The organism is Thermodesulfovibrionia bacterium (assembly GCA_030646035.1).
GTDB lineage: Bacteria > Nitrospirota > Thermodesulfovibrionia > UBA6902 > UBA6902 > JACQZG01.
Genome location: JAUSMY010000023.1, coordinates 16,433 through 30,738, shown reverse-complemented (window position 1 = coordinate 30,738; position 14,306 = coordinate 16,433). Strand labels below are relative to the sequence as shown.

Sequence of the window (14,306 nt, the reverse complement as noted above, 5' to 3'; positions counted from 1 at the left end):
GTTTACTCTAATTCAGCTTTTGGTTAAACTAACCCTCATGAAGGTTCTTGCGCTTGAGACAGCAACAAAGGCAGGCAGTATCGCTATTGCAGATGAAGAGGCATTTATCGGAGAGGTGAAGCTGGATGTCAGTAAAGCTCACGCTGAAAGAGTGATGGATTACATCGCATGGCTTCTGAAGAGTGCCAATGTTTCGATAAACGAGATAGATGCCTTTGCCGTATCCATCGGCCCCGGCTCCTTTACCGGCCTGAGGATAGGCCTCAGCACTATAAAAGGCCTCGCCTTCTCAAAAAAGAAACCGATCGTGCCGGTCTCAACTCTTGATGCTATGGCAAGAAGGCTTCCGTTCTCTGCTTATAATATATGCCCGATGCTTGACGCAAGAAAGGACGAGGTATATACAGCGCTCTACAAATGGGAAAACAACACCTGCATGAAGATCATACCTGAAACAGCCATAGAACCCGTGGAATTTATAAAAACAATAAAAGGCCCGACTATCTTCATGGGAGATGGAGCGATAAAATATAAAGACATCATTTCTGAAATTCTAAAAGCTGACGCCTTCTTTCCATCTTCATCCTTCATGTCGCCTTCTGCTTCGAGTGTCGCAGAGATAGCGCTCGAAAAATTAAGTGCCGGAATAGAGACCGACCCTATCAGTCTTACACCTTTCTATATAAGAAAAGCTGAGGCAGAGATACGTTGGAAAGCATGATCATCAGAGACATGGACTTTGCCGACCTGGACGAGGTTTACAGCATAGAGCAGGAATCCTTCACCACACCGTGGAGCATGGCATCTTTCGAGTACGAGCTGATGGAGGAAGATGCTATCTTAAAGGTAGCTGTCATTGATGACCATATCGCCGGATATATATGCATGCGGACCATTGCAGATATCACGCATATACTGAACCTTGCCGTGACGCCTGCGTTTAGGAGAGAGAACATCGCAAGCATACTTCTTAACAGCGCTTTAGATGAACTGCGGCATACACAGGAAGATGTAGATTATATAACATTAGAAGTGAGGGAATCATCTCCTGCCGTAAGGCTTTATGAAAAACACGGTTTTAAAGCTATAGGAAGAAGGAAACACTATTACCATAAACCGGTTGAAGACGCGATCCTGATGGGTCTTGAAATGGAAGAACTGCAATAATGACAGTAAGAACCGGGCTTGATATATTTGAGAAATACTGGCCGAAGCCGCTCGCTGGCGCCGATGTCGGACTGCTTGTGCATCCGGCATCTGTGAATATGAGGCTTGAACATGCCGCAAGCCTCTTCCAAAGATCACGCAAGGTGAAGTTAAATACCCTCTTCGGCCCCCAGCACGGGATACGCGGCGAGACACAGGACAACATGATCGAGTGGAAGGGGTTTAAGGATGAGAAGACCGGCATCCCTGTTTACAGCCTTTACAGCGATACCCGAAAGCCCACACCTTTGATGTTAAAGAATGTCGACGCTCTTGTAGTTGATATTCAGGATGTCGGCGCGCGATATTACACATTCATCTGGACGATGGAACTCTGTATGCAGGCATGCCTTGAAGAGGGTAAAAGTATTGTGATCCTTGACAGGCCGAATCCTCTGGGCGGCAGCATTACTGAAGGCTCTGTGCTGGATATTAATTACACATCCTTTGTCGGACAGCGTCCATTGCCTGTGCGCCACGGCATGACGGTAGGCGAGATTGCTATTTACCTTAAAGATAAATATTACCCTCAATTAGATCTTCATGTTATCCCTATGCAGAACTGGAAGAGAACGATGGACTTTGATGAAACAGGCCTTCCCTGGGTTATGCCGTCTCCGAATATGCCGACCCTTGATACGGCAATTGTATATCCCGGCATGTGCCTTCTTGAGGCTGCGAATCTGAGCGAAGGCCGCGGCACAACACGGCCTTTTGAGATATTTGGCGCGCCGTTCATTGATCCTGATCTGCTTATAAAAAAGCTTGGCGAGTTCAAATTGCCCGGTGTTGTCTTCAGGCCGATGTACTTTCAACCGACATTTCAAAAACACGCGGGCAAGTTATGCGGAGGCGCGCAGATACATGTTACAAATAAAAATACCTTTAAGCCGTTCAAGACAGGAATTGCGATACTGAAGGCATCGCATGACCTGTATCCAAAACAATTTAAATGGAAAAGGCCTCCGTACGAATATGAAAAGAAGAAGATGCCTATAGACATACTTGCCGGAACAAACAGGCTGCGCAAGGATATTGAGAAAGGCATCTCGCTTGAGAATATGGAAAAGTGGTGGAAAGAAGAGTGTATCAGCTTCAACAGAAGTGTAAGAAGAAAATATCTGCTATATGACTAAGATCAACGCATTCATCCTCGCAGCAGGCCTTGGTGAAAGACTGAGGCCGATAACAAACCAGATACCCAAACCTCTTGTCCCTGTTTTAGGCAGACCGATCCTTGAAAGGGTGCTTGAGCGTGTCTCTACCTTACCCATAAAAAAGATAGGCGTGAACCTGCATTATCAAAAAGATCTTATTAAGAACTGGATCGATGGCTCTCTTTATTCTGAGAAGGTCACAATGTTTCAGGAAGAGATGGTTCTGGGCACAGGCGGGGCGCTTAAAAATGCCGAAACGCTGCTCAGCGAGAGAACCTTCCTCCTTCATAATTCAGACATCATTTCAGACATAAACCTTGAGGAATTACTGAGGCATCACATTGATTCAGGGAATCTTGTCACACTTGCAGTGCATGACTGTCCTGAATTCAATACTGTTTATGTAGATAAAAATGGATTTGTGAAACGTGTAGGCAAACCTGATAAGCCTGATCCTGAGAAGTGGAAACGGCTGGCATATACCGGCATCTCTCTTTATGAACCCGGTTTTCTCAAACTGCTTCCTTCAGGCGCATCAAGCCTTGTGGACGGATGGCTTAATGCGATTGAAAAAGGACACAAGGTCGGCACCTTTGATGTAAGCGGTTCATATTGGAATGATATAGGCACTCCTGCAAGATATGCCGAAGCGATCTTCCAGATGCTTAAAAAAGAAGGCGAGATGATATATCTGCATCCCTCTGTAAGCGGATGCGGTGACGCTGATATAGATGGTTATGTTGTGATAGAGGATGGAGCTACCTTGGGACGCGGTGCTCTGCTGAAAAACACCATCATCCTCTCCGGTGGTATGGCGGAAGATGATTCTGAGTGTGAAGACTATATTCTCGGCCATGGTTTTAAGATAGCCCTCGGCAGCCCCGCATCAGGTGACGATACCCGCGAACTTATCGGCACGGGCGGATCTGACAGGACATATTACAGGATACGAAAACACGGGAAGACATCAGTGCTGATGGAGTGCCCGATAGACGACCCTGATTTTGAAAGGCATATCGAATACACCCGCTTCTTTCACAAACATTCCATCCCCGTGCCTGCGCTCCGGGAGATCTTTCACGAAAAGAAGATAGCAGTATTTGAAGACCTCGGAGACACCTCGCTTTATAACTGGCTGAAATGCAAACGTGAAGAAGAAGAGATAGAGAAGATATACAAAAAGATACTTGCGATGCTCGTGCTGCTTCATAACGATGCGACAAAGGATATTGCAGGCCTTCCCGCACTCGCGTCAAGGGTCTTTGACTATAAACACTTCAGGTGGGAGACAGGATATTTTGTTGAACGATTCATTAAAGGCCTAAAAAAGATAAAGGTCTATGATACAGCCGCACTGGGTAAAGAATTTCATGACTTGGCAGTAAGGTCTGACTCTTTCCCAAAAACTGTGATACACCGTGATTTCCAGTCGCAGAATATCATGGTCACAAAGGGAGGCGTTCCAAGACTGATAGATTACCAGGGCGCAAGAATGGGGCCGCCTGCCTATGATATCGCGTCAATGCTTTGGGATCCTTATTATCGGCTTGATGATGGGTTAAGGGAGCGGCTGCTGAAATATTACATAGATGGTATGAAAACTGCGGACGCGAAGTTTGATGTGAATATTTTCAAGACAAGCTTGAATTACTCCCGTCTTCAAAGACATATGCAGGCGCTTGGAGCCTATGGTTTTCTCTCTGTTGTGAAAGGGAAGAAGTATTTTCTCAAGCATGTGCCTGAGTGCGTGAGGTTGCTGAAGGAAGATATTGAACTTTTTGAAGATGAATTTCCTGCGCTTTATAAACTCGTGAATAATTTATAAGATAAAAGCTGTAAAATCCTTCTTCTCCCTGCTTTTTGGTGTAGAATCTAATTAATGAACTGGCTCACAGATATCATTCAGAGTTTGTGGATTAAGATAAGCAGGCGACTGAAGGCAAGCTCCTACGTTTACCTTTACCTTGCCGTGGTCTTTACGTTCGTTGTTTTAGCTGACAGCCTTCTGTTGAACCGGACAGCGAAGATGAAGCAGGCATCCTTTGACCTTATGATAAGGAACAGGATCGTGGTCAGCAAACCTGATCCTGATATCGTTATAGTGGACATTAACGAGGCGAGCCTTTCTGCTATGGCTAAAGAATACGGCCGATGGCCATGGCCGCGGCAGGTCATGGGAGAGTTTCTTGAGCAGATAGAAAAACAGCGCCCAAAGGCTGTTATCTTTGATATCCTCTTCTCTGACCCTGATGTGTACAATCCTGACAGCGACGCTTATTTTAATGACGCCGTCAATAAGACCGATAACACATTTTTCACAGTCCTTCGCCTTGACCCTCAAAATGACAATTTAAGCAGCATCCTTCCTGAACATATCCCCGGCACAACACGCATTCCAGGTGAGATTGCGGAGAACAAACCGATCGCTGTTGTCCTGCCATTCTTTGAAGCGGCTATCAAGGGCGGACGGCTGGGCATCAACAATATATATCCCGACAGTGACGGGGTAGCACGTCAATATACTGTGCATCGAAAGGATTACGGCTGGCTCATTCCATCCCTGCCTGCGCGCGTTGTAACATGGCTTGGGATAAAGCTGCCGGATAGAGATGATATCCTTATCAATTGGCGCGGCAAGCCTTTTACTTATCATTACGCAGGCTTTGCCGATGTATTTTGGGACATGACGAGCAAGTACCACAAACGGCCGCAGGACGAGTTTACCGGTAAGATCGTCATTATCGGCTCCACGGCAGCCGGGCTTTTTGATGTAAAACCCACGCCCATGGACAGCCTTCATCCCGGGGTGGAGATACTCGCGACTGCGATCGACAACCTCAAACATGACGATTATCTCCGTGTGCCCAACACCGGGCTTTCAAATCTTCTGCTCGCCCTCCTGATCATCTGGGGCACGACTATAGCATTTTTTAAAAATGTCGGGCAGGAGAAGCTCGCACGCATCTTCGGGGCTTCCCAATTCATGCTTATCGGGATCTCATACGCAAGCATCAACCTGATGACCACATATATAAACCTGACCGGGCCTGTCATGTTTGGAGTTGCCTATTTTACATGCGCAAAAATATATTACTTTTCCACCGGAAAGATTCTTGAAAAAAGCGCTGTCATGTCTTCTGTGGCGTCTGAAGGGGAGCTATATGCGGCGCTTATGCTGATACAAACCGGCGGAGAGATGAAATCCTCAGGAGAAAGAGCGGTTGCAGCTATACGCCATAGTCTTGAAAAACACGGGATACAGGCGAAGAATGTAGAGACGGTGAAGGGCTCGCAGAAAGGGATATGGGGTTTATTTGAGGGGACGATAGCTGTATCATGGACATGCGGGTTTAATGATGAAAGAACAAAGGGCCTTATCAGGGAAGAAGTAAAAGAAGTGGAAGAGGCGTCTGCTGAACTCCGGCAGACAAAAGGCTGGAAGGCGGGAGTGATGTCGGTTATTTTTCATGAAGGGAGAATTGACGGAGGCGAGCATGCCAGGGACGGGTGGGTCTTGCTTTTTGGCGAGGCGCTGATGCGCCTGAACGAAGCGGGGAGGACAAAAGTATGAGAACTTTAACAAAGTTGTTTTTTGCAGGATTATTGGTCTGCCTTACGGTGCAGACAGGCCTGACAGCCGAGACCGGCTCTGCTATTAAGGCAGATGTGATAAAGGCTGAACCCTTTCGGGACGCAAAGACGGTTGGCTCACTCGCTTCCGGCAGCAAGGTGACCATTGTCAAAAGGGACGGGGGCTGGATGCTGATCTCAGCTCCTAAAAAAGGATGGGTAAGAATGTTGAGCATACGCCTCGGCAGCGGCACATCTGCTTCAGGAACAAAAACGTCAAGCGTCTTAGCGCTGGCTTCAGGAAGGGCCGGGACCGGAAATGTGGTCTCATCAACCGGCATCCGCGGCCTCAATGAAGAAGACCTGAAGAACGCAAAGTTTAATGCAAAAGAACTTGAGCTTGCAGAATCGTTCATTGTCAATAAAAAAGATGCAGAACAGTTTGCCGCAAAGGCGCAGCTTAAAGCGCGCAGCGTGGCTTATCTGTCTGAATAGGAGAAGACAAATGTTTAAACGAATTGTTTTTTTAGTCTTAGGCATGTGCATTATCTTATCTCCCTTTGTTTACGGATTTGACCTGGGCAAGGAATTGCTGAACGGGATCGGCAAGGTATTGGACACAAAGACCGGACAAAATAAAGGGGTTTCTTCTTCCCCGGATACAGAAGAGATCGCAGTCGGCCGTCAGATCGCGGGCAATCTTCTTGGGGCATCGCCTTTGGTAAAGGACAATGCCTTGCAGAAGTACGTTAACAGCGTAGGCAGGTGGGTAGCAAACCAGAGCGAGCGGCCTGACCTCCAGTGGCATTTCGGTGTGATAGAGAGCGGCGATGTCAATGCCTTTTCAATGCCAGGAGGTTATATATTCGTTACACAGGGGCTTTACCTGTTACTGCAAAACGAGGCGCAGCTTGCCGGAGTGCTGGCACACGAGATCGGACATGTTGTAAGGAAACACCACTACCGTGTAATACAGCAGGCAAAGGTCATGGACTTCGGGACTAAATTGCTCAGCCGGGAGATAGGGCAGGACAACGAGCTCGTGCAAAGACTTATCGGAAGCGGGGCTGAAGTAGTGGCTCGCGGACTGGACAAGAACGCTGAATATGAAGCAGACCGCATGGGGGTTGTGCTCTCAGCAAGGGCAGGCTATGACCAGTACGCCCTTGCCGAAGTGCTGCAGCAGATGGGACATTACAGCAAAGAGGATGATTCCGTAAAGCTCCTATTCAAGACACATCCGCTTCCGGATGAACGCCTCAGCCGTCTTGACAAGTCAATGGGTTACAAACTGGATGACCTGAAAGGAGCGACCGTCTCAGCCCGTTTTTATAAGCTGAAAAAGAAATAATACTTTATAGAGGTAGTGCGGATAAATATCAGGCTCAGATCTGGGAAACGACAAAATCTTTCTTGTCGCTGTCCCATTTGAATGACTTCAGGCCGCAGATGTTCTTCTTTATCACTGAGACCACGATCTGTATAGCGTCCGGAAATTCAGGCTCTCCAAAAACGACCTGCGCCTCTTTGTCTGTCTCTGAAAAGTAGGCGTCACAGTCTATGTGCGAGTGGTAGAAGGCGATAACGTCTCTGCTATTCTCTTTTGCTTCAGAATATATCTTCCCGGCCTCAGCCCTGTCAATAGCATATGCCGTCCTTGCGTCCCTCGGATTTCCCTCAGGGTCATCGGCATGAAGCTCATTCTGGATGTTGCTGCACCTGTGAAGGATCTGCAGATCGTCTTTGCCCGTAATGATGCCGCAGCATTCATCAGGATAAGATTCAACAGCATGCTTATATATCCTGTCAATGATGTCTTTATTTATCTTCATAGTAATTACAATAATTAATGACTCAAAATAATACAATCTGTATAATTTAAACAGATAGCCCGAAGAATCAGAATCTTAATGTAAACAAGGGGGAGAGATGATAGTAAGGAACGAGGATATACAAGAGATCATCGCTGAAATACCTGAAGGCCACAGGCATATCAGGACAACTGTAAAATTCAAAGACGGGATCGAATACACCTTTCAGGAAGCTGCGATAGCAGGTATTGTAAGGGCTTTTATCGAGATAAAGACTCATCCCACGAGGAAGAAGATCCATTTAGTCAATAGACATCTACTGGAGAGAAAAGACGGCTATGCCGAGTGGCAGCTGGTGGAGGAATAGATGAACGGCACAATGCGCTCAGACATAAGGCCGGGATCGCGTGTTTCAATCGTGTTAAAGCAAGACCAGCGTTCCGGGAAACTTACAGAAGGTATTGTGAAAGATATCTTAACCAAGTCTTCTTCACATACGCATGGGATCAAAGTCCGTCTGCAAAGCGGAGAATTAGGGCGTGTAAAAGCTATACATCCTTGAAATCTGCCTTAAGCCTTTCTCTTCAGCAGAGTCAAAAAGAATATCCCGATGCTGACAAGCACTATCGTCGGGCCTGAGGGTGAGTTGAAGTGAATGGAGAGCATCAGGCCGGCGATGCCTGATATGACCCCGAATGTTATTGAAAGCCCGAAGAGCTGTCTCATGTTCGTTGCGAGGTTCTTTGCCGAAGCGGCAGGCACGATGAGGAGCGATGTCACAAGTATGATGCCGACTATCTTGAGGCTGACGGTAACTACAAGGGCTATGACAAAGAAGAGCAGGTACTCAAAGAGCCTGACCTTTGTGCCTTCTACTTTTGCGATGTCCTTGTTGAACGCTATCTGAAGAAGCGGTTTTAAAAAAATGACGAGAGTTGAGAGGACTATTATGCCGACAACAGAGAGCAGAAGAAGGTCGTTATTGCTGATAGTAAGTATATCGCCGAATAGAAATCCAAAGAGATCGCCCCTGTAGCCGTCTAACATCCCGATTATCAGCATTCCTGATGCGATCGCAGCGGAGAAACCTATCCCGATAGCAGTATCATTGGACAGCGTTGTCTTTTCTGAAAGATAGGCTATAAAAAAGGCTATAAGGATCGCCACGACAACGGATGAGATAGAGTAATCGATATTTAGAAGCATACCAGCAGCAATGCCCGCAAAGGCGGCGTGCGCGATCGCGTCAGAAAAGAAAGCCATCCTGCGCATCACAACAAAGCAGCCCGCGTATGAGCATAGAATGCCAACAACCACAGAAGCTATTAACGCCCTCTGCATGAACGGGTATGTCAGTATATCGCTAATTATGTTCATGGCAGCTGTGTATATAACCTCCCATCATCTCGCCGTACACGCTCTTTATGACCTCATCCGTAAGCGCGTCTGCAGGCCTTCCGGTGCATATCAGCTTTCTGTTCATGCAGAGCACATTATCGGCAAATCGGTAAACGATGTTAAGGTCATGGGATATCATTATGACGGTCACGCCCTGCTCTTTATTAAGCCTGTTTATGAGGTCATAGAACTTCTCCTGCCCGTCTATATCCACTCCTGAAGCAGGCTCATCCAGAAAGAGTATCTCAGGATTATTGGCCATCGCCTTGGCGATCATGACCCTCTGAAGCTCACCTCCGGAAAGGCTGCCTATCTTCCTTTGAGAGAGGTCCTGCGCCCCGACCTTTCTGAGGAGCGTGTCGGTATTTTTTTTCTCTTTCCGTTTTTTGTATAAAGAGAAGGAGAACATCGGAGAGACGGTCAATCCCAAAAGTTCGGATACTGTGAGAGGGAATGTCCTGTCAAACTCAAGCATCTGCGGAACATAACCGACCCTGCCGTTGAAGTTTCTGCCTTTTAAGAGTTCGCCGAATAAAAAAGCTGAACCAGCTGCTATCGGCATAAGCCCGAGGATAGCCTTAACAAGCGTGGTTTTTCCTGCACCGTTAGGGCCGATGATGGCAACTATGCTGCCCTTTTCAATAGAGAAGGTTATATTCTCTATGAGATGCTGTCCATTGACCTTGACACAGAGGTTCTCTACAGACAATATGCTCATTTGGAATTTCCTTTCGAGACGCCGTAATATTGATCAAAAGCCATCTTCATCACAAGCAGGTTGGCCCTTGTCTTTTCCTCATACCATCCTGAAGAAAGATCGCCTGCCTCCATGGTGTCAAGCCTGTATATCTCAACTCCCAGCTCCTTTGCTATCATCATCACCGCCTTGGGATGCGGCCCCGGTTCGGAAAATATCGCCTTGATGCCTGCAGCCCTGATCTTTCCCATTATATCTTTTAAATGGCCGGGTGTAGGTATCTTGTCAGGCGACTCAATTATAACACCAACCTGCCTTAGTCCGTAATCCTTGGCAAAATACAGAAATGCTGAATGCAGAGAGACAAAATCCTTTTTGCTCCAGCCTGAGGCCGCGCTGCTTATCTCTTCGTCAAGAAGCTTTAATTTAGCTATATAATCTTCAGAGTTTTTCCTATACGCCTTGCCGTTATCAGGGTCAGCCTTTATCAGCGCATCAGTAATGTTTTTCACCTGAACCATCGCATTCTTCGGAGATATCCAGATGTGCGGGTCATTGTTAATGACATCAACTCCAATGCTCGTGTCTATGACCTTCAAGCTGCCTGCACCGGTAAGATCAATCATGCCGTCAAGCCAGTTCTCAAGCCCGGCCCCGTTCTTGATCAACATCCGGGCATCTGCAACCCTCTTTACATCATTCGGTTTGAAAGAGTATTCATGCGGCCCGACACCTGAAGGCAGCAGATTCTCAACATCAGCAAGGTTTCCGACTATATTTTTTGTGAATGAATACAGGGGAGGGATTGTTGTGATTATCCTGAGCCTCTTTTCTTTTATTACAGCCTTGTCAGCAGGTTTCTGGCAGGCTGAGATGCTGATGAGTAAGATAAAAGCTAACGGTAGGATTAATATTTTGGCTGGTTTCATTGAAAAAATTATAACATAACCGCCGGCGTTCCAAACCCGATATATTCAACATAAACTGTCTAAATAATTAATTTGAAAAATTTAGTTGAATTAAATAAAGACATTTACTATGATAATTAAAATTTACATGGTTAATTTAAAGCTGTATTCTTAATAAAAACCAGGGAAGTTACTATGTTACTTAAAGGAGGAGCAAAATGAAGAGGTTTTCAATTAAAGCGCTTACATTGGCCATCGCCTTAGTCGCACTGTTTATGATCCTTCCGAATTATGTTCAGGCAGCAACAATTTGGGTAGAAGCCTTCATTGATGGGGAGAGCTACCTCGAGATCAGGGGAAATACAGCTCAGTGGAATCATGTAGATGCTGCCGCTCCCGGGACATGGACCGAAGTTGGCCCTCCGTGGAATAATTTCCCGACCATAATTAACTCTGTTCCCTGGATCCCTGAATGGCCTGAAGGTGAGAACCCTGATGATTGCGGCGGCGATTGCCGTTCAAATTTCTTCACCGGGGTCAGCCCCGCCCTGTCAACGACGCTTGATCAAACCGTAACAATATCAAATTCCTATAAAGTGAGAGATAGTGCATGGATAGAACAATCGCCAAACAGTGGCAACGATTACACATTGATTGTCGGTTTTAACGATGGAGATGGCGGAGCAGACTGGTATGTCATTGCATTGGACGTGCCGGAAACAGAGCCGGTAACCGGATCTAGGCCTTATGCCTATATCACAAACCTTGACAGCGCCAATGTCTCTGTTATAGACACGGCAACCGATACAATAGTCGCGACAACGCCAGTAGTAGGGGGTGGTCCTGCCGGCGTTGCAGTGAATCCTGCTGGCACGAGAGTATATGTGACAAACATCGGCAGCGGCAATGTCTCTGTTATAGATACGGCAACCAATATAGTGGTTGATACAATTGCAGTAGAGAGCCAGCCTTTTGGCGTTGCAGTGAACCCGACAGGCACAAGGGTCTATGTGGCAAACGCCGCCAGCAACACCGTCTCTGTCATAAACACGGCAACCAACACAGTGGTTGATTCGGTGCCGGTAGGTAGCAGTCCTCATGGTATTGTAGTGAATCCGGCAGGCACAAGGGTTTATGTGGCAAACTTCAACACTAACAACGTCTCTGTCATAAACACGGCAACTAATACGGTGGTTACCACAGTGCCGGTAGGAGGGTGGCCTTATGGCATTGCAGTAAATCCGGCAGGCACAAGGGTCTATGTAACAAACTTTCACTTCGGCAGCCAAAGTGTCTCTGTCATAGACACGGCAACCGATACAGTAGTTGCCACGGTCCCGGTTGGAATCAGCCCTGTTGGCGTTGCAGTGAACCCGACAGGCACAAGGGTCTATGTGGCAAATATGGACAGCGACAACATATCTGTCATAGACACGGCAACCGATACAGTGGTTGATACCGTGACAGTAGGTAACGGCCCTCATGGTATTGCAGTGAATCCTGCCGGCACAAGGGTGTATGTGGCAGACAGATACAGCAACAGAGTTTCTGTTATAGCCACATCAATTAATGAAGTGGTTGAAACAGTGGACGTAGGAACTGGGCCTATTGCTTTTGGTCTGTTTATCGGCAGTCCTCCGGAAGAAACAGATAGTAACTCTTCAAGCAGTTTTTGTTTTATAGCAACAGCAGCATACGGCAGCTACTTTGAACCCAATGTGAAAGTGCTGAGAGACTTCAGGGACAATATCCTTCTCACAAATAGGGCCGGGAAGGCATTTGTGAAGTTCTATTACAGGACATCTCCACCGATCGCCGGTTATATCGCTAAGCATGAAAACCTCAGAACCGTAACAAGATGGGCGCTTACCCCGTTAGTTTATGGCATAAAGCATCCGGGGATAGCGGTTATAACATTGATAGGGTTGGTGATGATACCTGTTGTAAGGAGAAGAAGGGCAAAGAGAGCAGGGAAAGACCTATAAATATCTGATCCCTGAAAAATACAAACTTCAAAAGAGGGCTGATCTGTATGGTCAGCCCTCTTTTTTATATGAAATTTCATTTTCTGTATTACTCTTAATTTTTGACAATTAGAACATTATTTCTGTATCTTACAATGTCATGATTGATCTCCATACCCACACACTCTTAAGCGACGGTGCGCTTCTGCCTTCAGAGCTCATCCAGAGGGCATACAGCTTCGGATACAGGGCTATTGCAATAACAGATCATGTTGATATTTCAAATATGGATTTTGTCATACCGAGAATAGCTATAGCAGCCAAAGAGATCGCGGCACAACTTGATATTAAGGTTTTAGCCGGAGCAGAGATAACTCATGTGCCACCTGCGCTGATCGGCAAGATGGTTGAAAAAGCAAGAGGGCTCGGTGCGCAGATAGTAATAGTCCATGGTGAGACTATCGTAGAACCCGTGATAGCGGGTACTAACGCGGCAGGGATTGAGGCAGGCGCTGATATAATTTCACACCCGGGGCTTATATCTATTGATGATGCCAGAAAGGCAAAAGAGAAGGGCGTTGCACTTGAGATAACATCCAGAAAGGGGCACAGCCTCTCAAACGGCCATGTCGCACGGATTGCGCTAAGGGCAGGCGCAAAACTGGTGATAAATACCGACAGCCACACACCGGACGACCTTATCACCAAAGGATTTGCATGGAGAGTCCTGCGTTCCGCGGGAATTGATGAAGAAGATATAGAGAAGGTCTTTAATAATTCAGAAGAACTTATAAAAAAATACAGCTAAGCCCATATGGGCTGTTAAATTCCGGAGGATAATAAATGCCTAAAGCGATAAAGAAAAGGGTCGTTAAAAAAACCGGCCTTGATGATGCAGATGTTAAGACCATGGCCGCTCACGCATGGGATAATATCAATGGCCTTATAAAAGACAAAAAGAAAGAGGCCACAATTGCCGTTTCAGTTGCCGGTTTAATAGTTGTGATATCAGCGGCCTTTCTGCTATACAATTCGTCTATAGAGAAAAAGGCGCGCGGCATTGAAATGGATGCAAATAAGATTTTTTACCCAAGCCAGCCAGGCTCGTTGGGAGAAGATAAGTTAAAAAAGGCGCTTGGCCTCTACCAAAGCTCTGTCGATACCAAAATTACTCCTACAGCCCTCTTCTCACTTGGGAACTCATATTTTAAACTCGGCAATTATGAAAACGCTATCAAAGAATACAACCGTTTTGTCAGCAAGTTTGGCAAGGAAGATGAGATACTCCCGCTTGTCTATCAGAAACTGGCATCTGCTTATTCAAGAACCGGCAAAAACGATCAAGCTCTTGACGCTCTCCACAAGCTCGCTGCTTTGAACAACGGCATATTCAAAGACACCGCTCTTGTACTTGAAGCGAGGAACTACGCAGCTGCAGGGAATAATGATATGGCGCTTACAAAGTATGAAGAGCTTGCAAAAACATTCCCATCCTCGCCATGGAAGGCAGAGGCTACGGCAAAGATAGCTGATAAAAACAAGCCCGTGGCAACCGGCACAGAAGAGAAGGCCCCGAAATAAGTTAGTCGGCGGAA

Annotated in this window: 16 protein-coding genes; 12 read left to right on the top strand and 4 right to left on the bottom strand. The window is 46.5% G+C overall.

What is annotated here, in order from left to right; genetic code table 11:
* Nucleotides 1-19 precede the first annotated feature (19 nt).
* The 7 genes from tsaB to Q7U10_03010 are packed head-to-tail and all read left to right on the top strand — an operon-like array spanning nt 20 to nt 7,284.
* On the top strand, nt 20-721 hold the full coding sequence (tsaB, locus tag Q7U10_03040; protein MDO8281592.1) for a tRNA (adenosine(37)-N6)-threonylcarbamoyltransferase complex dimerization subunit type 1 TsaB: 702 nt from the start codon (nt 20-22) through the stop codon (nt 719-721).
* Nucleotides 718-1,167, top strand: coding sequence for a ribosomal protein S18-alanine N-acetyltransferase (rimI, locus tag Q7U10_03035; protein ID MDO8281591.1), 450 nt, complete (start codon nt 718-720; stop codon nt 1,165-1,167). The genes tsaB and rimI overlap by 4 nt, the downstream gene beginning before the upstream one ends.
* Nucleotides 1,167-2,342, top strand: coding sequence for a DUF1343 domain-containing protein (locus tag Q7U10_03030; GenBank protein MDO8281590.1), 1,176 nt, complete (start codon nt 1,167-1,169; stop codon nt 2,340-2,342). Before rimI ends, Q7U10_03030 begins: the two co-directional genes overlap by 1 nt.
* Nucleotides 2,335-4,188, top strand: coding sequence for a sugar phosphate nucleotidyltransferase (locus Q7U10_03025; protein MDO8281589.1), 1,854 nt, complete (start codon nt 2,335-2,337; stop codon nt 4,186-4,188). Before Q7U10_03030 ends, Q7U10_03025 begins: the two co-directional genes overlap by 8 nt.
* A gap of 54 nt (nt 4,189-4,242) precedes the next feature.
* Nucleotides 4,243-5,934 carry a CHASE2 domain-containing protein gene (locus tag Q7U10_03020; protein MDO8281588.1) on the top strand — a complete coding sequence of 564 codons (1,692 nt, stop codon included), beginning with the start codon at nt 4,243-4,245 and terminating at the stop codon, nt 5,932-5,934.
* Nucleotides 5,931-6,428 (top strand): SH3 domain-containing protein, encoded by a 498-nt coding sequence (locus Q7U10_03015; GenBank protein ID MDO8281587.1) that lies wholly within the window; start codon nt 5,931-5,933, stop codon nt 6,426-6,428. The genes Q7U10_03020 and Q7U10_03015 overlap by 4 nt, the downstream gene beginning before the upstream one ends.
* Nucleotides 6,429-6,438: 10 nt before the next feature.
* Nucleotides 6,439-7,284 (top strand): M48 family metallopeptidase, encoded by an 846-nt coding sequence (locus Q7U10_03010; protein MDO8281586.1) that lies wholly within the window; start codon nt 6,439-6,441, stop codon nt 7,282-7,284.
* Nucleotides 7,285-7,318: 34 nt separating this feature from the next.
* Here the strand turns inward: Q7U10_03010 and Q7U10_03005 are convergent, their stop codons facing one another.
* On the bottom strand, nt 7,319-7,765 hold the full coding sequence (locus Q7U10_03005; protein MDO8281585.1) for a M67 family metallopeptidase: 447 nt from the start codon (nt 7,763-7,765) through the stop codon (nt 7,319-7,321).
* A gap of 97 nt (nt 7,766-7,862) precedes the next feature.
* On the opposite strand from Q7U10_03005, the gene Q7U10_03000 reads away from it, so the two are divergent.
* Together Q7U10_03000 and Q7U10_02995 are read left to right on the top strand one after the other, a co-directional pair.
* On the top strand, nt 7,863-8,111 hold the full coding sequence (locus Q7U10_03000; GenBank protein MDO8281584.1) for a hypothetical protein: 249 nt from the start codon (nt 7,863-7,865) through the stop codon (nt 8,109-8,111).
* Nucleotides 8,112-8,306: a YwbE family protein gene (locus Q7U10_02995; GenBank protein ID MDO8281583.1), complete on the top strand. Its 195-nt coding sequence runs from the start codon at nt 8,112-8,114 to the stop codon at nt 8,304-8,306.
* Nucleotides 8,307-8,314: 8 nt separating this feature from the next.
* On the opposite strand, the gene Q7U10_02990 is transcribed toward Q7U10_02995, so the two are convergent.
* Genes Q7U10_02990 through Q7U10_02980 form a run of 3 tightly spaced genes read right to left on the bottom strand, consistent with a single transcriptional unit; the run spans nt 8,315 to nt 10,768 of the window.
* Complete coding sequence (locus Q7U10_02990; GenBank protein ID MDO8281582.1) at nt 8,315-9,121, bottom strand: metal ABC transporter permease; 807 nt, start codon at nt 9,119-9,121, stop codon at nt 8,315-8,317.
* Nucleotides 9,108-9,860 carry a metal ABC transporter ATP-binding protein gene (locus tag Q7U10_02985; GenBank protein ID MDO8281581.1) on the bottom strand — a complete coding sequence of 251 codons (753 nt, stop codon included), beginning with the start codon at nt 9,858-9,860 and terminating at the stop codon, nt 9,108-9,110. The genes Q7U10_02990 and Q7U10_02985 overlap by 14 nt, the downstream gene beginning before the upstream one ends.
* Nucleotides 9,857-10,768, bottom strand: coding sequence for a zinc ABC transporter substrate-binding protein (locus tag Q7U10_02980; protein MDO8281580.1), 912 nt, complete (start codon nt 10,766-10,768; stop codon nt 9,857-9,859). Before Q7U10_02980 ends, Q7U10_02985 begins: the two co-directional genes overlap by 4 nt.
* A 197-nt stretch (nt 10,769-10,965) precedes the next feature.
* On the opposite strand from Q7U10_02980, the gene Q7U10_02975 reads away from it, so the two are divergent.
* From Q7U10_02975 to Q7U10_02965, 3 genes are all read left to right on the top strand, one after another.
* Entirely contained in the window at nt 10,966-12,732 is a 1,767-nt protein-coding gene (locus Q7U10_02975) for a YncE family protein (protein ID MDO8281579.1), read from the top strand.
* Nucleotides 12,733-12,871: 139 nt separating this feature from the next.
* The gene (locus tag Q7U10_02970; protein MDO8281578.1) at nt 12,872-13,519 is read left to right on the top strand and encodes a histidinol phosphate phosphatase domain-containing protein; all 648 of its coding nucleotides are present in this window, start codon (nt 12,872-12,874) and stop codon (nt 13,517-13,519) included.
* A gap of 35 nt (nt 13,520-13,554) precedes the next feature.
* Nucleotides 13,555-14,292 carry a tetratricopeptide repeat protein gene (locus Q7U10_02965; GenBank protein MDO8281577.1) on the top strand — a complete coding sequence of 246 codons (738 nt, stop codon included), beginning with the start codon at nt 13,555-13,557 and terminating at the stop codon, nt 14,290-14,292.
* Nucleotides 14,293-14,306: the final 14 nt, after the last annotated feature.